We start from the raw sequence: 16,306 nt of genomic DNA, 5'->3' as shown, positions 1-16,306 counted from the left end.
CATGTTATTTTTATAGGCGTATTACTGATAATTCTCAGTAATGTCCATCTTCATCTCTAAATAAAATCAACAAAAACAAAAACATAATAACAGTTTCAAATTAAAGACTATTGAGTTATTTTACTAAACAATCAAGTAGATGGGAGTTACTGAAACGTTTACATAATAAGTTGCTATATTTCAAGGATTGTTTATGCGTAAATATCTATATTTGACAGAAGTAGAATGGGCTGATGCGTGGATTAAAGGAGGTTTAATTCCAATTTCTCTTGCAAGCTCATATCTCTCAGAAGACCGTGCAGGAATATTTACTCCTGATGAAAACCTGATCCATGAATCCGCAGTGCCTATTCCTAGTCTAAGACAGCACGGGATTCATATTGAAGGTTCAAGAAATATAACTATAAAAAACTTCACAAGTAATGGAATTAAACAGCCAGATATCATCAAAGCCAATTACTACAAAGAAGACGGCCTTATTCTTTCATTTTGTAATACCTTTAGTGAAGATATAGCTAAAAAAATGGAAAAGAAAGCCTGTGTAGAAATTATTAATATTGAAAAACTACGTCAGAATATTGATAGACAACTAGGTTGTAAAGGTATCATGGATTCTTGTAGATATACTTCAGATCATAATCGTAATCACTTTTTAAAATCTAGCGAAGATTCATGGCAAGATGAATTTAGGTTATTTTGGAAAACGACTAGAGAGAAATGGGTTCAAATACCAGCGAACTCAGCAGAGTTGGTTAAAGTGTTCGATTGAAAGATAAGAAAATAAACAAGGACACGTAACTGTTGGCTTTTGCTCCTTCGTCGCTAATTTTAGCCGACAATTTTTTTCCTCTTAATGAGACGTTATCGATACAAAATCTAATCCAAATATACTATTCATATAAATGGCTAATGTCTCTTTTGTGGTATTAAGGGAAGTAGTTGCAGGTGAATTTGAATAAATGAATGATTTTAGTCCTCTGTGCCCCTTATTGATTAGGGTGTGTAGGGGGCTTTTTTCTTTTAGGTAACGCTACTGCCATTAAATCTGAGATTGGCAGGCATTACCCATTAGCTGTAAGAAACAGCCCTGTTTCAGCATGTTTTGACAAAACCTAAAGTTAAGTGCTTTGTAATCCTTTACCTAAAGGCCTTTTTAGGTGTTTTAAGGGGCGTTATCTTAAAGCCAATAAGTGCTACTAAAAGGGCGATAAGTACCCTTAAAACCTCTCTCATACGCCGTGATGGGGCGTTTGTAATTAGCCTTACCACCAATTAACGCACTGATTTATAACGTTATATTTAATAAATGACTCATCAGAATATATTTAATAGCTTAATAAAAGTGTATCCCCTTTACTTTTGAAACCCAAAATCGGGATCTGGCTCAAGTACACGTGTATAAAGGCTCTTAAAAGGGGAATGGCAATATTGATTGTTTCCGTAGCTATAGGCTTGGAGCGTTTTACCTTCTCCTTGTTCATTTAGGGCAGGGCTTATACGAACACAATATCACCTCACAAAATAGTTCATTTAAAGTTGTTGTTGACTTTATGAACCGATACCGTATAAACTCTAGACTCTAAATGAACTTACATGAGGTTGTTATGTTAGTAGGTTATGCAAGAACAAGTACTGTTGACCAAGTCGCAGGTTTTGAGTCCCAAATTAAAGAACTAACTAATATTGGTTGTGAGCGGATTTTTCAAGAGCAAGTAAGTAGTGTTGGTAAAAGAGAACAGCTTGATATTTGTTTATCATTCTTAAGAAGTGATGACGTTTTGATAGTCACTAAACTTGACCGTCTAGCACGTAGCGTATCAAATCTTCTATCGATTGTTGAAGGCATTGAAAATAAGGGATGTCAGCTAAGAATCTTAGATATGAACTTTGATACTTCAACTCCACAAGGAAAAATGATGCTTAGCGTGTTCGGGGCTGTTGCTCAATTCGAGCGTGAAATTATGTTGGAGAGACAAAGAGAGGGAATAGCTAAGGCAAAAGCAGAAGGGAAGTATAAGGGTCGCAAGCCTACGGCAATGGCAAAGGTTGATGAATTTAAGGCACTTGTATCTGAAGGTCTAAAGCCTTTAGAAATAATGGAGAGATTAAATATAGGTAAAACAAGTTTTTATAAACTTAAGCAAGCAACCTTGGAAGACATCGATAAAACTATATTAGAAAGCATATTATCTACCACTTATATAGATAACGAAGTAAAAGAATCTAAAGGGCTAAAGCCAATTGAAGCTTTGTCTAATTTGATAGTGAAAGACTAGCGAAAGATGGAGGAATTCTTAAGAAAAAGTGAGTATTTTTATAATCATAGGACAGACATGAAACCTTTACTTGATGGCTTTCTTTATGAATCGGAGTCATTGTTTTTCTATGGTGCAAGTGGAAGCGGAAAAAGTCTTTTTGCTTATGCATTTGCTGTAGCAATTGCAGGTGAATCTGGTGAGTTCCTAAGCATTCCATGCGCGACTAATAAAAAAGTTTTATATATAGATGGGGAAATGCATTACAACACAATTTGCGACCGTTTTGAGAGCTTGGGTGAATCAAATAATTTAGATTACCTGTCTAGTACAGACATGGTTAGTAATAAAGTTAATCCAATAAACTTAAACGAAGAAGTTAACTTTGAAGAGTTGGTGGATATAGTTATTAAGAATCAACATGACCTAGTAGTAATAGATAATGTTCGTACTTTATTTCAACTGACAGATGAAGGCAGTTCTGAGTCATGGCAAAGAGTAAATGACTTGATTTTTAGACTTAGAGCGGCAGGTGCTAGTGTAATTATGATTCATCATACTACTAAAGAAGCTTATAAAATTGATGGTGAATTGATTTGGTCTGGTTCAAGTAATGCAATCACTGTGGTGGATAGAACTTGTGGAATAGATAAAATAGCAGACCAATCCTTTTCTTTAGTTACAGGTATTAAAGAAGGGCGTAGTGGGGATGGTTGGAATATGGCTCTTAATGACATGGCCTTTAAAGTTACTGATAAAGGTCTGTCTACATTTGATTATCATTTAGATATTGTCGAACAATTAAATTCTTATCATTATTGGTTGCTTAACCAATTAGATATGAAATCGCGTGATAAATTAAAAGTCTTTAATCATCGTTTTGGTTTAGGCCTTGGAAAAAAACTCACTATCGAACCTGTCTGGGAAGCAAGTAAACATATGTGGCAAATGGTTGAAGACGATTTTGACTTATCTGCATTCAGGCATTTATTGAAAACTGGTGAATTACCTTCTCAGAATCCTGATAACAAACCACTTTTTTAGGTGACTAATGAGTAAATATGCAACTTCAATTGGTGAAGATAAATGGTTGTCAGACAACGGCTATAATAAGCAAGATTTACCTATTGTATATAAAGATAAAACAGGCAAAGTGAAACGGGCTTATCCTGATTTGATGTTATATCGTGAGGAAGGTAATGAATTAATCATTGTCGAGTATAAACACAACAGCGAGCTTAATAGGTATACATATTTTGAAGCGGCTGAAAAAGCTCAGTGTCGCTTGAGGGCTGATAGATTTAAGGTAAAGCCTGAATGCTTTATTCGTCTCCATAGTTGGAGTAATTCTATTCACAAACAAATAGCTGTTTTGCAATGGGCTAAAGAGTGGATGAAAGGTACTTCAGTAAAGCTAGTGATAGTTAATCCATCAATGCAAAAGCAAAGAGTAAAAATACTTAAAGGTAAAAATAGTAATCTCAAACTGACCTTTAATTATGCAAATAGAAATCAAATTGAAATGCTTACACCCCATGAGTTTAAGAATAAATATGAAGCGTATGGTCAGCTTTTATTAAAAGATAAAAGACTGGAAATGGCTGAATATGCAACTACCTATATTACTAATTACCTGAAAAATAGGTAGTAGTCTCCCTAAAACAGCCTGAAGAAATAGGGCAACATTGCAACACTAAGGGGGTACACTTGAACAGAGCTATATATAGTAGAAGGATGACAATAAACTCGAGATTATACTATATCAATATATAGGCTGCAAAACAGCCCTATATCTACTGGCAGCTTTATAAAGAGTGCAAAGCAACACCATTATCAAAAATTAAAGTTGATATTATCTGTGTGTTATTGCTACGGTAGTTGATACAATATAATTTAAATTAATCTTCTAACTATTTGATTTTAAACCAAACGGGACGAGTGTTGGCTCTGATTGGGTTGCCACCAACTCCCAATTTTATATCTCTCTTCTATTTACATCAAAAAATTCAAATGCTTTAGTGATAGCTTTTCTTTACTTTCATATCAGAAAAACTCTGAATATGATAATAAACTCATGTCGACTTTATGTTGAATATGACGTTTTGGTAATTGAGTTAAACCACAGATGTTACATCGATAATAAAACCTACATCGTATTTATGTTCAAACTTTGCCCAGACATAATTTTGTCTAATTAGTTTTTCGTAGAAGTTATGAATATCATCTGAAGTTTACACAAAAACTTTTGCAAAATAATTGGGCAAGTAATGCCAAATCTACTAAATAGTTCTACGACATCAATATAGAACGTTTTCCAGTACCCAAGCTCGCCTATTAATCTAACTTCTTTTTCAGTAGTAAATAAATGCCTAAAAGAAAAATTGCTATTTTGAATCAGGCGATTAGATCTCTATTTATTGTTTAATTTAACAAGCAGCTTTATTTGTTCAGAGAAATGATCAATCAGGGTAGTTAAACGGCTAATAGTCATTCACATTTAGAATTGGGTATATATAAGAATATATAGAATTCGTAATGTTTGAAAATAATCATTTTGTAATTAAAAATGTACGGGTAATTATTTTATCCATTTAAGGTGTTGTTTTTGTTGTAAATATTTCTATTTTAATTTATTTGTAAATTAGTGCTGTAGCACTAACTAATACTCTGTTTAATCTTTAAGTTTATGTTTTTATTGCTTATTATTTTTATTGTTGGTGTTTGTTACTTAATTGTAAATTTGTTAATGTTTTTTTTACAGTTATTTTTGAAGTGTAATTTATACATTGTTTTTAATGCATTGCTTGGTTGTAAGTAGTTGTAATTGTTGGTATTAATGTTGAGTTGTTGTTTTTGTTGAGTTGTTTCTGATATGAGTATTATTGTATCTAAATGTTAAAGTTATTACTATTTTGTTACAAATAGTGTTGACGATTCTGCTAATCCCCGTTTACTATCTTAATCGGCAGGTCAGGTCTTACAACTTGATAAGAGATAAACGAGGCAATATAGCCTTGAATCTTTTCGTAATAAAAACAAACAAATAAATAAACAACCAATCACTTATGTGATCCAGGGAGTAAACATGTATAACAATAGTAAAGTAGCTAAAGCAATACGACTAGCTATGATAGTGACTGCAAGTGCAGCAGCAACAATTTCAGCGCCAGTTTTTGCAGCTGAAGCTGATGAGCTTGAAAAAGTAGAGCGTATTTCTGTTACTGGTTCTCGAATTAAAAGAGCCGAATTATCAACACCATCTCCGACACTCACTATTGATGCAGCAGAATTAGTGCGTTTTGGTAACCCAGATCTTGGTAGCATGTTAGCTGAATTACCAGCACTAGGCGCAACAAGTACTATTATTGGTAACAATAATAGTAACGGTTCGGCAGGCCTAAGTTCTGTTGATTTACGCCGTTTAGGCACTAAACGTACTTTAGTATTAATTAATGGTAAACGTCATGTTGCCGGCTCTCCTGGTTCTGCTCAGGTTGATTTATCAACAATTCCAGCAGCGTTAATTGAACGTGTTGAAGTCATTACCGGTGGTGCTTCTGCAATATACGGCTCTGATGCTGTTTCAGGTGTTGTTAACGTTATCTTGAAAAAAGACTTTGATGGTTTAGAGTTTAATTTGACAGGTGGTAACTCAACTGAAAGTGTTGGCAATGAAAACTATACTTTCAGTGTGTTAGGCGGTACCGATATAGCTGATGGTAGAGGTAATATAACCTTCTTCGCTGGTATTGAAGATACCACTGAAGTGATGTCTGCAGCTGTTCGCCAATGGGATAGCTGGGGAACTGTAATTAACCCTGATAATGAAGGCGAAGAAGACGGCGTTTTTGATAAGTTCCGTCGACCTAATGTTGGTTCTGAAATGATCAATGATTTCGGTGTAATGAACCCATTTAGCGGCGATCGTTTTACTTTTGATAAAAGTGGCAATAGACAAGATGCTTGTACACGTAGTTTAGATAATAGTTTTGCTTTTGGTGAACTCGAAGCAAGTTGTGGTGATCGTGGTTTCTTCGGTGAGCAGTACGAGAACTATATCCCTGGCGTACAACGTACTTCAGTTGGTTCTACTATAAATTATGAAATCACTGAAAATATCAACTTCTCCGGTGACTTTAAATATACGAGAGCTGATATACAGCAACAATTCCAACCTAGTTTCCGATTCGGTAGTATTGATATTAATGTTGCTGATAACGCTTTCTTAAGTGATGACGTAAGAGCTGAGCTTGGTGGAACTGGTGAAGCTTCAATGGCTAAGTTCTTTGGTGAGCTCGGTAACCGTTCAGCTAAAAACACCCGTGAATTGTTCCGTTTTGTTGGTGGTATAGATGGTTTCTTCTCGTTAGGTGATACTGATTTAGATTATGAGTTATTCTACATTTACGGTGAAACTACCAATGACCGCGTAGGCGAAAATGACTTAATTCCGGGTAACCTAGTTGCGGGCATTGATTCAGTTATTGATCCTGCAACAGGACAGGCCGTTTGTCGTAGTCAGTTAGAAAGTGCGCAAGGTGCTGATTACACTGATCCTGCTACGGTTGATGCTGGTAGTTGTGTTGCTTATAATCCATTTGGTTTTGCTCAATCTTCTCCTGAAGCATTAGATTGGGTGTCTGCCGATGTAACGCGTCAAGATGTTATTAAACAAGAAGTGATTGGTGGTAGTTTAGCTGGTGATACCGGTGCGTTCTTCGAGCTACCTGGTGGTGCTGTTGTCATAGCCGCTGGTTTTGAGTACCGTACTGAATCATCATCAACGATTACTGATGAATTAACTAAAAGTGGTGCAACCACTAACTCTGCAACACCAGATGAGTTTGGTGAGTATGACGTAACTGAAATGTTCGTTGAAGTTAGCTTACCACTTATAGCCGGACAGTTTTTAGCTGAAGAATTAACACTTGATGCTGCATACCGTTATTCTGATTATTCTCATGCTGGCTCTGTTGATGCGTGGAAAGTGGGTATGGTATATGCTCCTATTGAAGATTTACGTTTCCGTGGTACTTACGGTGCAGCGGTACGTGCGCCAAACATTTCTGAAGCCTTTAGCCCACAATCACCAGGATTTGCACGTGTGAGCGATCCTTGTGATGCTGATAATATTCTTGACGATCCAGATCGTGTAAGTAACTGTGCTGCACTAGGTATTCCTGTAGGATTCCAGGCAAATGATAATGTAAGTATCAATACTTTCTCAGGTGGTAATGATGAGTTAACACCTGAAGAGTCAACTTCACTGACTGTTGGTACTGTATGGACGCCAAGCTACTTAGAAGGCTTCACAGTTACATTAGATTTCTACGATATTGAAATTGAAGATGCAATTATCGAAGTAGCCTCACAAGATATTGCTGATAACTGTGTGGATGCAACTGGCGGTCCTGATGCTGTTTATTGTGGTGCTGTTGATCGTGACCCAACAACGCATGATATTGACTTAGTTCGTTCTGGTTTCTTAAATGCATCTGCCTATAATACTTCTGGTATTGATTTAGAGATGCGATATAACTTTGCACTTGATAGCTTGGGTGCCCCAGGTGAACTACATTTAAGTTTATTCGTGAATAAACTGCTTGAGTTAGAGCAATTTGAATTTAAAGATCGCCCTGATGAAATTGATGTTGAACTTGGTGAAACAGGTGATCCTGAGTGGCAAGCACGTATGTCAGCAACTTATAGCTTAGATGATTTATCAGTTACTTGGCAATCTCGTTATATTGACCGTGTAGTAACTTATGATGTATCACCTGGCGGTGGTTCACCTGAAGATTTAGAACAAGGTTATATCCCTTCAGTTACCACCCATGATTTATCATTTAACTACATTGTTAGTGAAAATGTAAAAGTGAATGCAGGTCTTCGTAATATTTTTGATAAATTACCGAAAGGCTGGACTAATAATCCAATGTATGACCTAGTTGGTCGTCGTGCATATGCTGGAGTAACTGTTAATTTTTAACAGTACTTTTCAATTTATTTAGCTAGTTTAAAGCCTGAATTTATTGTTAAAGTGAAGTTCGTGTCTGAACTATGGGCCGTACTTCTAACTAAATAATAATCCCTAACCTTCGTAAGGTTAGGGATTTTTTTATGTTTAAAAATAAGTGGGTACAATATCTAAATGTTTTGAATTCGAAGGACTACTTTACTGCTACTTTTGTATTTTAATAAACAAAGTATTGAATATTCATTATGTTATGTAATGTTTGAGGGGATAACTATATCTAGAAAATAATAGATGACATTAAGTCAAATTGAAAAAGTATGCCATACAAAAGGTGAGTCAAGATTATGGAACAATACTAGGGCTTAGTTATTGATCGATTAACAGCTACAGCTCACCAATAATCTTAAACTGTTGGATAGGTCACTATATCGAATTTTCAGTGTATTCATATTTGTTGAAGTGTGGCTGATTGAGGTGCCACTAAACTTCAACCTTTTAGGTATTAACTCTATTTACATCCATAAACTCAAGAGCTTTAGCAATCGCTTTTTTTACTTTATTTTCCATCTCGAAACGTTCAGAAGGAGGCAAATAAAATGCCATGTCGACTTCATGTCGAATGTAACGAGTTGGTAATTGATTTAGAACCACACAAGTTAAATCAGCAATAAAATCGACATCATACTTTTCATCAAACTTTGCCGAGACAAAATGTTGCATAACTAGTTTTTCATAATAGTTATGAATATCATCTGAAATTTTCATAGAACCTCTTTTTAAAATAATTGAGCAAGTAATACTCTATCGAACTAATACAAAGAGTAACCTTAGTTAAAACAAATTGCGAGTACATAAGGTGATGATTTTATTGCTATCTGAGTTTACTTTTCTCTGCTTGCTCTATATTTCGCTCAATTGAGGAGATGGCTTTACGACACCGCCCTAAACGTTGGTGTAGAGCAAGTACTTCCTGTGATAGTTTATCAGTATTTGCGCTTTTAGAACGAATGCGTTGTTGCTCGCGCTCGGTGATCATATCCCTTAATCTTCTTTCGAACTCATGATGTTCACTTAACTGTTGATATAGCTGATGGCTTGAGAGTAAAACTGATTTAGCCATTTTATTATATGCATCGCTTTGCTTTAATTGAGCAGCCTTAGCTGCTTTTACTCGAACATTTTTTTTAGCGTCAAAGCTTGCTTGTGCAGCTTGGTGCATAGTTTGGTTAGATTGAATGGCATTCATTAATGCTGAAATCTGTTGTTCTATTCGTTGTAAGGAAGATTTTGCAAACTCAGCTTTGTTAACACTGTCTCCACTTAACGCATATAACCGAGAAAATTCATTCAATCGTTTTTTGACTTCTTCAACGTATATAAAAATTTTATCACTTTCAGTAGTAAATAAATGCTGGGAGAAAAGGTTGTTATTTTCGATCAATCGATGAGACTTTTGTTTGCTGTTTAATTGATCCGTTTGTTTTGCTTGAGCAGATATATGTTCTAGCAATGTTGATAAACGACTAATAGCAATTTCATGTCTATTTTGGGGCATATGTAGAGCAATAAAGTTATGTTAACAGCGATTATAGCGTAGTTCTGAGTAAAGAAAAAACAGTATTAAACGTACACATCAATAACCCAATGTAACAATAAATGAAATTTGTCACATTAGAAAAACTATGACTTTGTAATTATAAATGTACATCATGATTTTTATTTCGCCTTATATTACTGTTTATTAACAGTAAATTAAATTGGTTATATGTGCACTTTTATTTTGCTGAATCATTGGAGGGGTTCTTGATACTTAATTAAGTATTTGTAATTAATGGCTTTTTATGTTTGTTATGAATTTGTAAATATTTATAAGGTGTATTTTTTACATTTTTTATTAAAATAAATATTATCATTTTACTAAAATACAAATAAATCACTTAAATTGTTTTAATTCAATGTGTTGCTGTTGTTTTTTTATGAAATTAATTGCAGTAAATGTTTGTCAAAATGTATGTCAGAATGTGTCCATATGTTAAAAATATTACTATTAGGTTGCAATTGGTGTTGACGATTACTGTAATTCCCGTTTACTATCTTAGCCGACAGATCAGGTATACAACTTGATAAAAGATTAACTAGGCAGCATAGCCTTGAGTCTTTACAAAATAAAAAACAAACAAATAAACAACCAATCACTTATGTGATCCAGGGAGTAAACATGTATAACAATAGTAAAGTAGCTAAAGCAATCCGCGTAGCGATGATGTTCGGAGCAGGCGCTGCAGCAGCAATTTCAGCACCAACTTTTGCGGCTGATGAAGGCTTAGAAGAAGTTGAGAAAATTGAAGTAACTGGTTCTCGTATCAAACGTACTGATATGGAAGCAGCTAGCCCAGTAAGTATTTTTTCTGCAGCAGATATCGCAGCTTCAGGTGTTACTTCATTAGAAGGTTTCATCAAGCAGATCCCTGCAATTAACGGCGCACAATTAGGTTCTAACGTAAACAACGCTAGTGCTGGTTTTGCTACAGCATCACTTCGTGGTTTAGGTTCAGGCCGTACATTGATTCTAATCAATGGTCGTCGCTTTAACTCTGGCGATTTGAACTCTATCCCTACCTCGTTTATCGAGCGCGTTGAAGTTACAGCACAATATGATGTAACAGGTGAAGGCGACGGCGATACAGCTAAGTTTTCAATCGTAACTGGTGCCTCTAATGATAAAGGTAATGTTGTATTCTCAGTAGATTACACTGACCGTGAAGAAGTTACTCAAGCAGATAGAAAATACTCAGAATGTCCACTTTGGGATGATGGCGTAGGTACTGAAACATACTGTGGTGGTTCATCACATTCTTATTTTGGTCGTGTAAACGTTCCTGAAGTAAATCCTATGGGACTTGAAGCTGGTCGTTATGTAACACTTGATGGTAAAGCTGTACCGTTTAGCACAGCTGATCATGGTTATAACTATGCTGCAACTAGTTACTTAGTTACTCCGGTTAAAATATTCTCTGTAAATGCTGCGTCTACTTATGAAATATCTGACTCAATCACAGCATTTGCTGAAGGTGGTTATTCAAACCGTCAATCAAGTCAAAAAATGGCACCTGCAGCAACATTCTGGAGTGCTCCAGTAGGAGCTGATCATCCTGATAATATTTATGGTGTAGATGTTTCAATTAACCGTCGTATCACTGAAGGTGGTGGTCGTGGTTTTGAACAAGATACAAATGATTACCGCGTAGTTGGTGGTTTAGAAGGTGAATTTGACAACGGTTGGGGTTGGGATGTTTCATAAAACTACTCTCGCTTTGTTGATACACGTGTTAACACCGGTGAGTTAAACCGTCCAAATACTGAAATGTTGTTAGATCCAACGGCATGTGCAGCTGATGATGGTTGTGCAGCAGTTGGTTATTGGAACCCGTTTGCTAAAAACACAATGACACAAGAGCAAAGTGATTTTGCTTCAGTAACGTTCTCTCCTGTACGTAAAGGTACAACAACACAGTTTATGGCTAACTTATCTGGTGATCTTGGTGACCTTGAATTACCAGGTGGTGCTATTCAGTGGGCTGCTGGTTATGAACGTCGTACCGAGTATTACTTAAATGAACCAGATGGTGCTGAAGCATTAGGTCAAGTATATGGCCAAGCTGGTGAAAGAACGGAAGGTGATTATTCTGTTGAAGAAGTATACGCAGAATTTAACTTCCCAATATTATCAGGTGTACCTTTTGCTGAACGTTTAACGTTTACTGCAGCGGTAAGAGCATCTGATTATAGTAACTTAGAAGATACAGCAACTAACACTAAGTTTGGTTTTGAGTGGGAACCTGTAGATGGTTTATTAACTCGTGCAACATTTGCAGAGGGCTTTAGAGCTCCAAGCATTACTGAATTATTTGACCCTCAAGAGCAATCAGCCCTAAGTTATACTGATCCTTGTTGGAGTTACGGTTCAAGCACAAATGCAACACTTAAAGCTAACTGTGCAGCAGATGGCCTACCAGCAGACTTTACTTCTGATACGCAATCAAACGCTATCGTAGGTGGTAATCCAGATTTAGAAGCTGAAGAGTCAGAAAGTATTACTGTAGGTATTGTATACTCAGGTATCGAAAACTTCTCTGTTGCTTTTGATTACTTTGATATCAAAATTGAGCAAGGTATCGGTACTGCTGGTGTAGATAACATTGCTAATGAATGTTACAACAGCGTTGCTTTCTCAAGCCCATTATGTGCGTTAATTAAAGGTAGTAAATACGGTCCTTTAGATACTCCTCCTCACCCAACATCACCTCGTCGTAATGTAAGTGAAGTACTTTCAGGTGTATTGGTAACTAACGCTAACCTTTCAACGTTTGAAACTTCAGGTGTTGATTTTGACTTTAGCTACAATATGGATCTTGGTGGTGGTACATTTACTACTACCTTAAATGGTACATACTTAATGGCCTATGACTACACGCTTACTGCAGGTAGTGATACTATTGAAGCCGCAGGCATGGTTGCAGCTGACCAATGGGAAGGTAACCCAGCAGTTTTCGCTGAATGGAGAACTAACTTAGGTTTTAACTTCGCAACAGACGACTATTCAGCTAACGTGACTTTCCGTTACCAATCTGAAGGTGAGGACATTAGTGCGACAGATACTACGTTAGATTCAGTAGCTGATTCTGTAGTTTATACTGATATCCAAGGTACTTATTACATCAATGATACTTACACCATCTCTGCTGGTGCACGTAACTTGTTCGATGTTAAACCTCCTTACATTTCTAACTACGATGATTCGAATACTGTAAACTATTCTTATGATTTAGCGGGTCAATATTTATATGTTAAAGCTACTGCTAGATTTTAATCGCTAGTTAGTATGATTTAACCAATAAATTGTGAAAATATTACTAAGCCCTACTAAATAGTAGGGCTTTTTTTTTGCGATTTATTCGGTTTTTGTAAACATATCTTTATAATAATAAGTTCGTAATAACGAATGTTTTGCTCGTTTATCGAGCGTTTAACGCAAATAAATTTGACTTACTACGAAGATGTTAGTAAAACATACTTCTACAAAATTTTTGTCCCTTAAATTATGATTTCGACTCATCTATATTTAAGTAATTTTGTTAGTAATTAAGATATATTTTTTTATTAGTCTATTTCTTGCAGTCATTCAATAACGCTAAGTTATCGGTTTACTTCTAAAGATAGTTTAATAAAAAATACATAATATCGTCTTTTAAAGTCTCACCTTGACAGCACTGCTGTCATTTGGGATTATTGATTTGTTGTATTCATAAAAATTTACATATAAAAACGACAGACTTTTATATTTGAGGTAATCAACGGATTTACAAAATTTGTTTAATTCGGGTTATCAAAATTAAAAATAGCAATGGTTGGGAACTATGTCCAAAGTAAGTAAGAAAAGCCTCATCGCAACAGCGATGGTTGGCGCACTGGCACTAGCGGGCAGCAATATAGCTGCTGCTGACGCATTAACAGACCTTCAAAAAGCTGAAGCGAAAATCTTCAAGCAATCAACAAAGTCACAAGCTAAAATAAATAGCATTTACGAACAAACGCAAGACCTTCTTGCTGAGTACCGTAATACTGTTGATGAAGCTGACGTATTACGTGGTTATAACGACCATGTTCAACGTATGGTTGATGATCAAAAAGCTAATGTTGTTTCATTGCAAAGACAAATTGATAGCATCGACGAGTTTAAACAAGGTGTTGTACCATTAATGTACAAGATGATTGATACGCTTGAAACATTCATTAAGTTAGATGTTCCAATGAACATTGATCGTCGTAATGCTCGCGTTGCTAATCTTCGTGCAGTAATGGACGATTCAAATGTTACAACGTCTGAGCAATTCCGTTTAGTACTTGAAGCTTATGAAATTGAAGCGGGTTACGGAACTATCTTTGATGCTTATCAAGGCGAAATAGATCTAGGCGGTCGCACACTTACTGCTGATTTCGTTCATATGGGCCGTATTGCATTTGTAGCACAATCACTAGATGCGAAGCATTCTTGGTTATGGAACAATAATACACGTGCATGGGAAGAATTAGGCGATGAATATTTAAAGCCTGTTACCGATGCTATCCGTATGGCACGTAAACAACTTCCAATGGATTTAACTAAATTACCAGTATTTGCAGCAGGAGCGAAATAATGAAAAAAGTTATTAATTTTGTATTGCTAGCAGCGTCATTGACGACTGGTTTCGTAGCAACAACTCAAGCAAATGAATTAGATGATTTACTAAAACAAGTTAAAGCTGATCGCGTATCAGAAGCTAAACTTGATAAAAAACGTGAAGCTGAATTTTTATCTGAACGAGCTGATAAAACTGCTTTATTAAATAAAGCGAAAAAAGAATTATCAAATCAAAATGTTCGTAACAAACGTTTAACTAAAGAATATGCGGCTAATGAAATTACGTTAGCGCAAAAAGAAGTTGAATTAGATAATGCGACTGGTACTTTAGGTGAAATGTTTGGTGTTTCACGTGCTGCAGCAGCAAATGCATTTGGTCAAATTAGTACTTCAATTGTAAGTGCTGAATTTCCTAACCGTGGTGAAGCGCTTAACCGCATTGCTAACGCTAAAGAAATCCCAAGCATCGCTGATCTAGAAGAGTTATGGTTTTCTTTACAAACCGAAATGACTGAATCAGGTAAAATCTCACAGTTTAGTGTTGATGTTACTAATCTAGATGGTACTAAATCTACTGAAACTATCACTCGTATAGGTACGTTTAACTTAGTATCGGCTAACGGTTACTTAACTTATAATGATGAAGTTTCTCAAGTTCAACCATTACCTAAGCAACCTGCAGGTTACATAACTGAAACAGCATCTAACTTCTCTGGTGTAACTTCTGGTTATGCAGCTGTTTATGTGGATCCTTCTCGCGGCGGAATCTTATCTTTAGAAACACGTAAGAAAACGTTAGAAGAGTTCTTCCATGAAGGTAAAGAAGTTGGTTATGCCATCACGGTATTATTAATTTTTGGTTGTATCATTGCACTTGAACGTTTAATCGTTTTAGGTGGCATGAGCTCAAGAATTAAATCTCAAGAGAAAAATCTTGATAAGCCAAATGAAAATAACCCTCTTGGTCGTTTACTTAAAGTTTTCTATGATAACCAATCAGTAGATGCTGAAACGTTAGAGCTTAAACTTGATGAAGCCATTCTTCGTGAAACGCCTAAAGTTGACCGTGGTATAAACTTAATCAAAATGTTTGCCGCTATTGCTCCTCTAATGGGTCTGTTAGGTACTGTTATTGGTATGATCATGACTTTCCAAACGATAACCTTGTTTGGTACTGGTGACCCGAAAATTATGGCTGGTAACATCTCTCTTGCGCTTGTAACTACAGCATTAGGTCTAATTTGTGCACTTCCACTTATCTTAATCCACTCAGTTGTTGCTGGTAAGAGTAAGTCAGTGTTACAAAAATTAGACGAGCAGAGCGCTGGTTTAATCGCTGCTATTGCAGAGAAGGGGTCTAAATAATGTTATTCCTGATAGAGCTTTGGGAATCTGTCAGGGGTTTTATTGCGACGGGTGGTAACGTACTTTATGTTGTTGCCTTCGCACTCTTATTGATGTGGATATTGATGATAGAACGCTATTGGTTCTTAGCATCAGTCTACCCAACTATGAGAGATGATATCATCGCTCGTTGGGATGCACGCCAAGATACAACTTCTTGGTATGCACATCGAATTAGAGAGACTTGGATCTCCGAAGCAGACGAGTTACTTGAACAGCGTATGATAACCATTAGAACCTTAGTGGCAATGTGTCCTCTTATCGGCTTACTGGGAACAGTAACGGGTATGATTGGCGTATTTGAAGTTATGGCTGAACAAGGTACTGGTAATCCGCGTCTAATGGCCGCTGGTATATCGCAAGCAACTATTCCGACTATGGCCGGTATGGTAGCTGCATTATCAGGTGTGTTCTTTAGTTCAAGATTAGACGCTAAAGTTAAACTAGCAAAGGCTAAACTGGTTGACAGTTTACCTCACCACTAGAGAG

Annotated in this window: 12 protein-coding genes; 10 read left to right on the top strand and 2 right to left on the bottom strand. The window is 36.1% G+C overall.

Features of this window, described 5'->3' with window-relative positions; genetic code table 11:
• Window positions 1-193 precede the first annotated feature (193 nt).
• From ESZ36_RS13465 to ESZ36_RS13445, 5 genes are all read left to right on the top strand, one after another.
• The gene (locus tag ESZ36_RS13465; protein ID WP_146788846.1) at window positions 194-769 is read left to right on the top strand and encodes a hypothetical protein; all 576 of its coding nucleotides are present in this window, start codon (window positions 194-196) and stop codon (window positions 767-769) included.
• A gap of 835 nt (window positions 770-1,604) precedes the next feature.
• Window positions 1,605-2,276 carry a recombinase family protein gene (locus ESZ36_RS13460; protein ID WP_146788844.1) on the top strand — a complete coding sequence of 224 codons (672 nt, stop codon included), beginning with the start codon at window positions 1,605-1,607 and terminating at the stop codon, window positions 2,274-2,276.
• A gap of 57 nt (window positions 2,277-2,333) precedes the next feature.
• A complete protein-coding gene (locus ESZ36_RS13455; protein ID WP_170235845.1) occupies window positions 2,334-3,299 on the top strand; it encodes an AAA family ATPase in 966 nt (321 codons plus the stop codon).
• A gap of 7 nt (window positions 3,300-3,306) precedes the next feature.
• A complete protein-coding gene (locus ESZ36_RS13450; RefSeq protein ID WP_146788840.1) occupies window positions 3,307-3,903 on the top strand; it encodes a hypothetical protein in 597 nt (198 codons plus the stop codon).
• A gap of 1,437 nt (window positions 3,904-5,340) precedes the next feature.
• Window positions 5,341-8,244: a TonB-dependent receptor domain-containing protein gene (locus ESZ36_RS13445; protein WP_146788838.1), complete on the top strand. Its 2,904-nt coding sequence runs from the start codon at window positions 5,341-5,343 to the stop codon at window positions 8,242-8,244.
• A gap of 483 nt (window positions 8,245-8,727) precedes the next feature.
• Here ESZ36_RS13445 and ESZ36_RS13440 read toward each other — a convergent pair whose 3' ends face one another.
• The gene (locus ESZ36_RS13440; protein ID WP_146788836.1) at window positions 8,728-8,997 is read right to left on the bottom strand and encodes a late competence development ComFB family protein; all 270 of its coding nucleotides are present in this window, start codon (window positions 8,995-8,997) and stop codon (window positions 8,728-8,730) included.
• 106 nt (window positions 8,998-9,103) lie between these two features.
• Window positions 9,104-9,787, bottom strand: coding sequence for a primosomal replication protein PriC (gene priC, locus ESZ36_RS13435; RefSeq protein ID WP_146788834.1), 684 nt, complete (start codon window positions 9,785-9,787; stop codon window positions 9,104-9,106).
• Between the two features lie 663 nt (window positions 9,788-10,450).
• On the opposite strand from priC, the gene ESZ36_RS22930 reads away from it, so the two are divergent.
• From ESZ36_RS22930 to ESZ36_RS13415, 5 genes are all read left to right on the top strand, one after another.
• Window positions 10,451-11,533, top strand: coding sequence for a TonB-dependent receptor plug domain-containing protein (locus ESZ36_RS22930; protein WP_246129102.1), 1,083 nt, complete (start codon window positions 10,451-10,453; stop codon window positions 11,531-11,533).
• 63 nt (window positions 11,534-11,596) lie between these two features.
• The gene (locus ESZ36_RS22925; protein ID WP_246129101.1) at window positions 11,597-13,102 is read left to right on the top strand and encodes a TonB-dependent receptor; all 1,506 of its coding nucleotides are present in this window, start codon (window positions 11,597-11,599) and stop codon (window positions 13,100-13,102) included.
• A gap of 547 nt (window positions 13,103-13,649) precedes the next feature.
• Window positions 13,650-14,429, top strand: a complete 780-nt coding sequence (locus tag ESZ36_RS13425; RefSeq protein ID WP_146788832.1) for a DUF3450 domain-containing protein — start codon at window positions 13,650-13,652, stop codon at window positions 14,427-14,429.
• Window positions 14,429-15,778, top strand: a complete 1,350-nt coding sequence (locus ESZ36_RS13420; RefSeq protein ID WP_146788830.1) for a MotA/TolQ/ExbB proton channel family protein — start codon at window positions 14,429-14,431, stop codon at window positions 15,776-15,778. Before ESZ36_RS13425 ends, ESZ36_RS13420 begins: the two co-directional genes overlap by 1 nt.
• Window positions 15,778-16,302: a MotA/TolQ/ExbB proton channel family protein gene (locus ESZ36_RS13415; RefSeq protein ID WP_146788828.1), complete on the top strand. Its 525-nt coding sequence runs from the start codon at window positions 15,778-15,780 to the stop codon at window positions 16,300-16,302. The genes ESZ36_RS13420 and ESZ36_RS13415 overlap by 1 nt, the downstream gene beginning before the upstream one ends.
• The last annotated feature ends 4 nt before the right edge of the window (window positions 16,303-16,306 follow it).

This window comes from Colwellia demingiae, from assembly GCF_007954275.1.
Classification (GTDB): Bacteria; Pseudomonadota; Gammaproteobacteria; order Enterobacterales; family Alteromonadaceae; genus Colwellia; species Colwellia demingiae.
This window is presented reverse-complemented; position numbering and strand designations above follow the sequence as displayed.

What these genes read in the sequence shown, in the direction of transcription:
- ESZ36_RS13425 (WP_146788832.1), top strand. Translation starts at nt 13,650, where the DNA reads ATGTCCAAAGTAAGTAAGAAAAGCCTCATCGCAACAGCGATGGTTGGC.
- ESZ36_RS13415 (WP_146788828.1), top strand. Translation starts at nt 15,778, where the DNA reads ATGTTATTCCTGATAGAGCTTTGGGAATCTGTCAGGGGTTTTATTGCG.
- ESZ36_RS13465 (WP_146788846.1), top strand. Translation starts at nt 194, where the DNA reads ATGCGTAAATATCTATATTTGACAGAAGTAGAATGGGCTGATGCGTGG.
- ESZ36_RS13420 (WP_146788830.1), top strand. Translation starts at nt 14,429, where the DNA reads ATGAAAAAAGTTATTAATTTTGTATTGCTAGCAGCGTCATTGACGACT.
- ESZ36_RS13445 (WP_146788838.1), top strand. Translation starts at nt 5,341, where the DNA reads ATGTATAACAATAGTAAAGTAGCTAAAGCAATACGACTAGCTATGATA.
- priC (WP_146788834.1), bottom strand. Translation starts at nt 9,787, where the DNA reads ATGCCCCAAAATAGACATGAAATTGCTATTAGTCGTTTATCAACATTG.
- ESZ36_RS13440 (WP_146788836.1), bottom strand. Translation starts at nt 8,997, where the DNA reads ATGAAAATTTCAGATGATATTCATAACTATTATGAAAAACTAGTTATG.
- ESZ36_RS13450 (WP_146788840.1), top strand. Translation starts at nt 3,307, where the DNA reads ATGAGTAAATATGCAACTTCAATTGGTGAAGATAAATGGTTGTCAGAC.
- ESZ36_RS13455 (WP_170235845.1), top strand. Translation starts at nt 2,334, where the DNA reads ATGAAACCTTTACTTGATGGCTTTCTTTATGAATCGGAGTCATTGTTT.
- ESZ36_RS13460 (WP_146788844.1), top strand. Translation starts at nt 1,605, where the DNA reads ATGTTAGTAGGTTATGCAAGAACAAGTACTGTTGACCAAGTCGCAGGT.
- ESZ36_RS22930 (WP_246129102.1), top strand. Translation starts at nt 10,451, where the DNA reads ATGTATAACAATAGTAAAGTAGCTAAAGCAATCCGCGTAGCGATGATG.
- ESZ36_RS22925 (WP_246129101.1), top strand. Translation starts at nt 11,597, where the DNA reads ATGTTGTTAGATCCAACGGCATGTGCAGCTGATGATGGTTGTGCAGCA.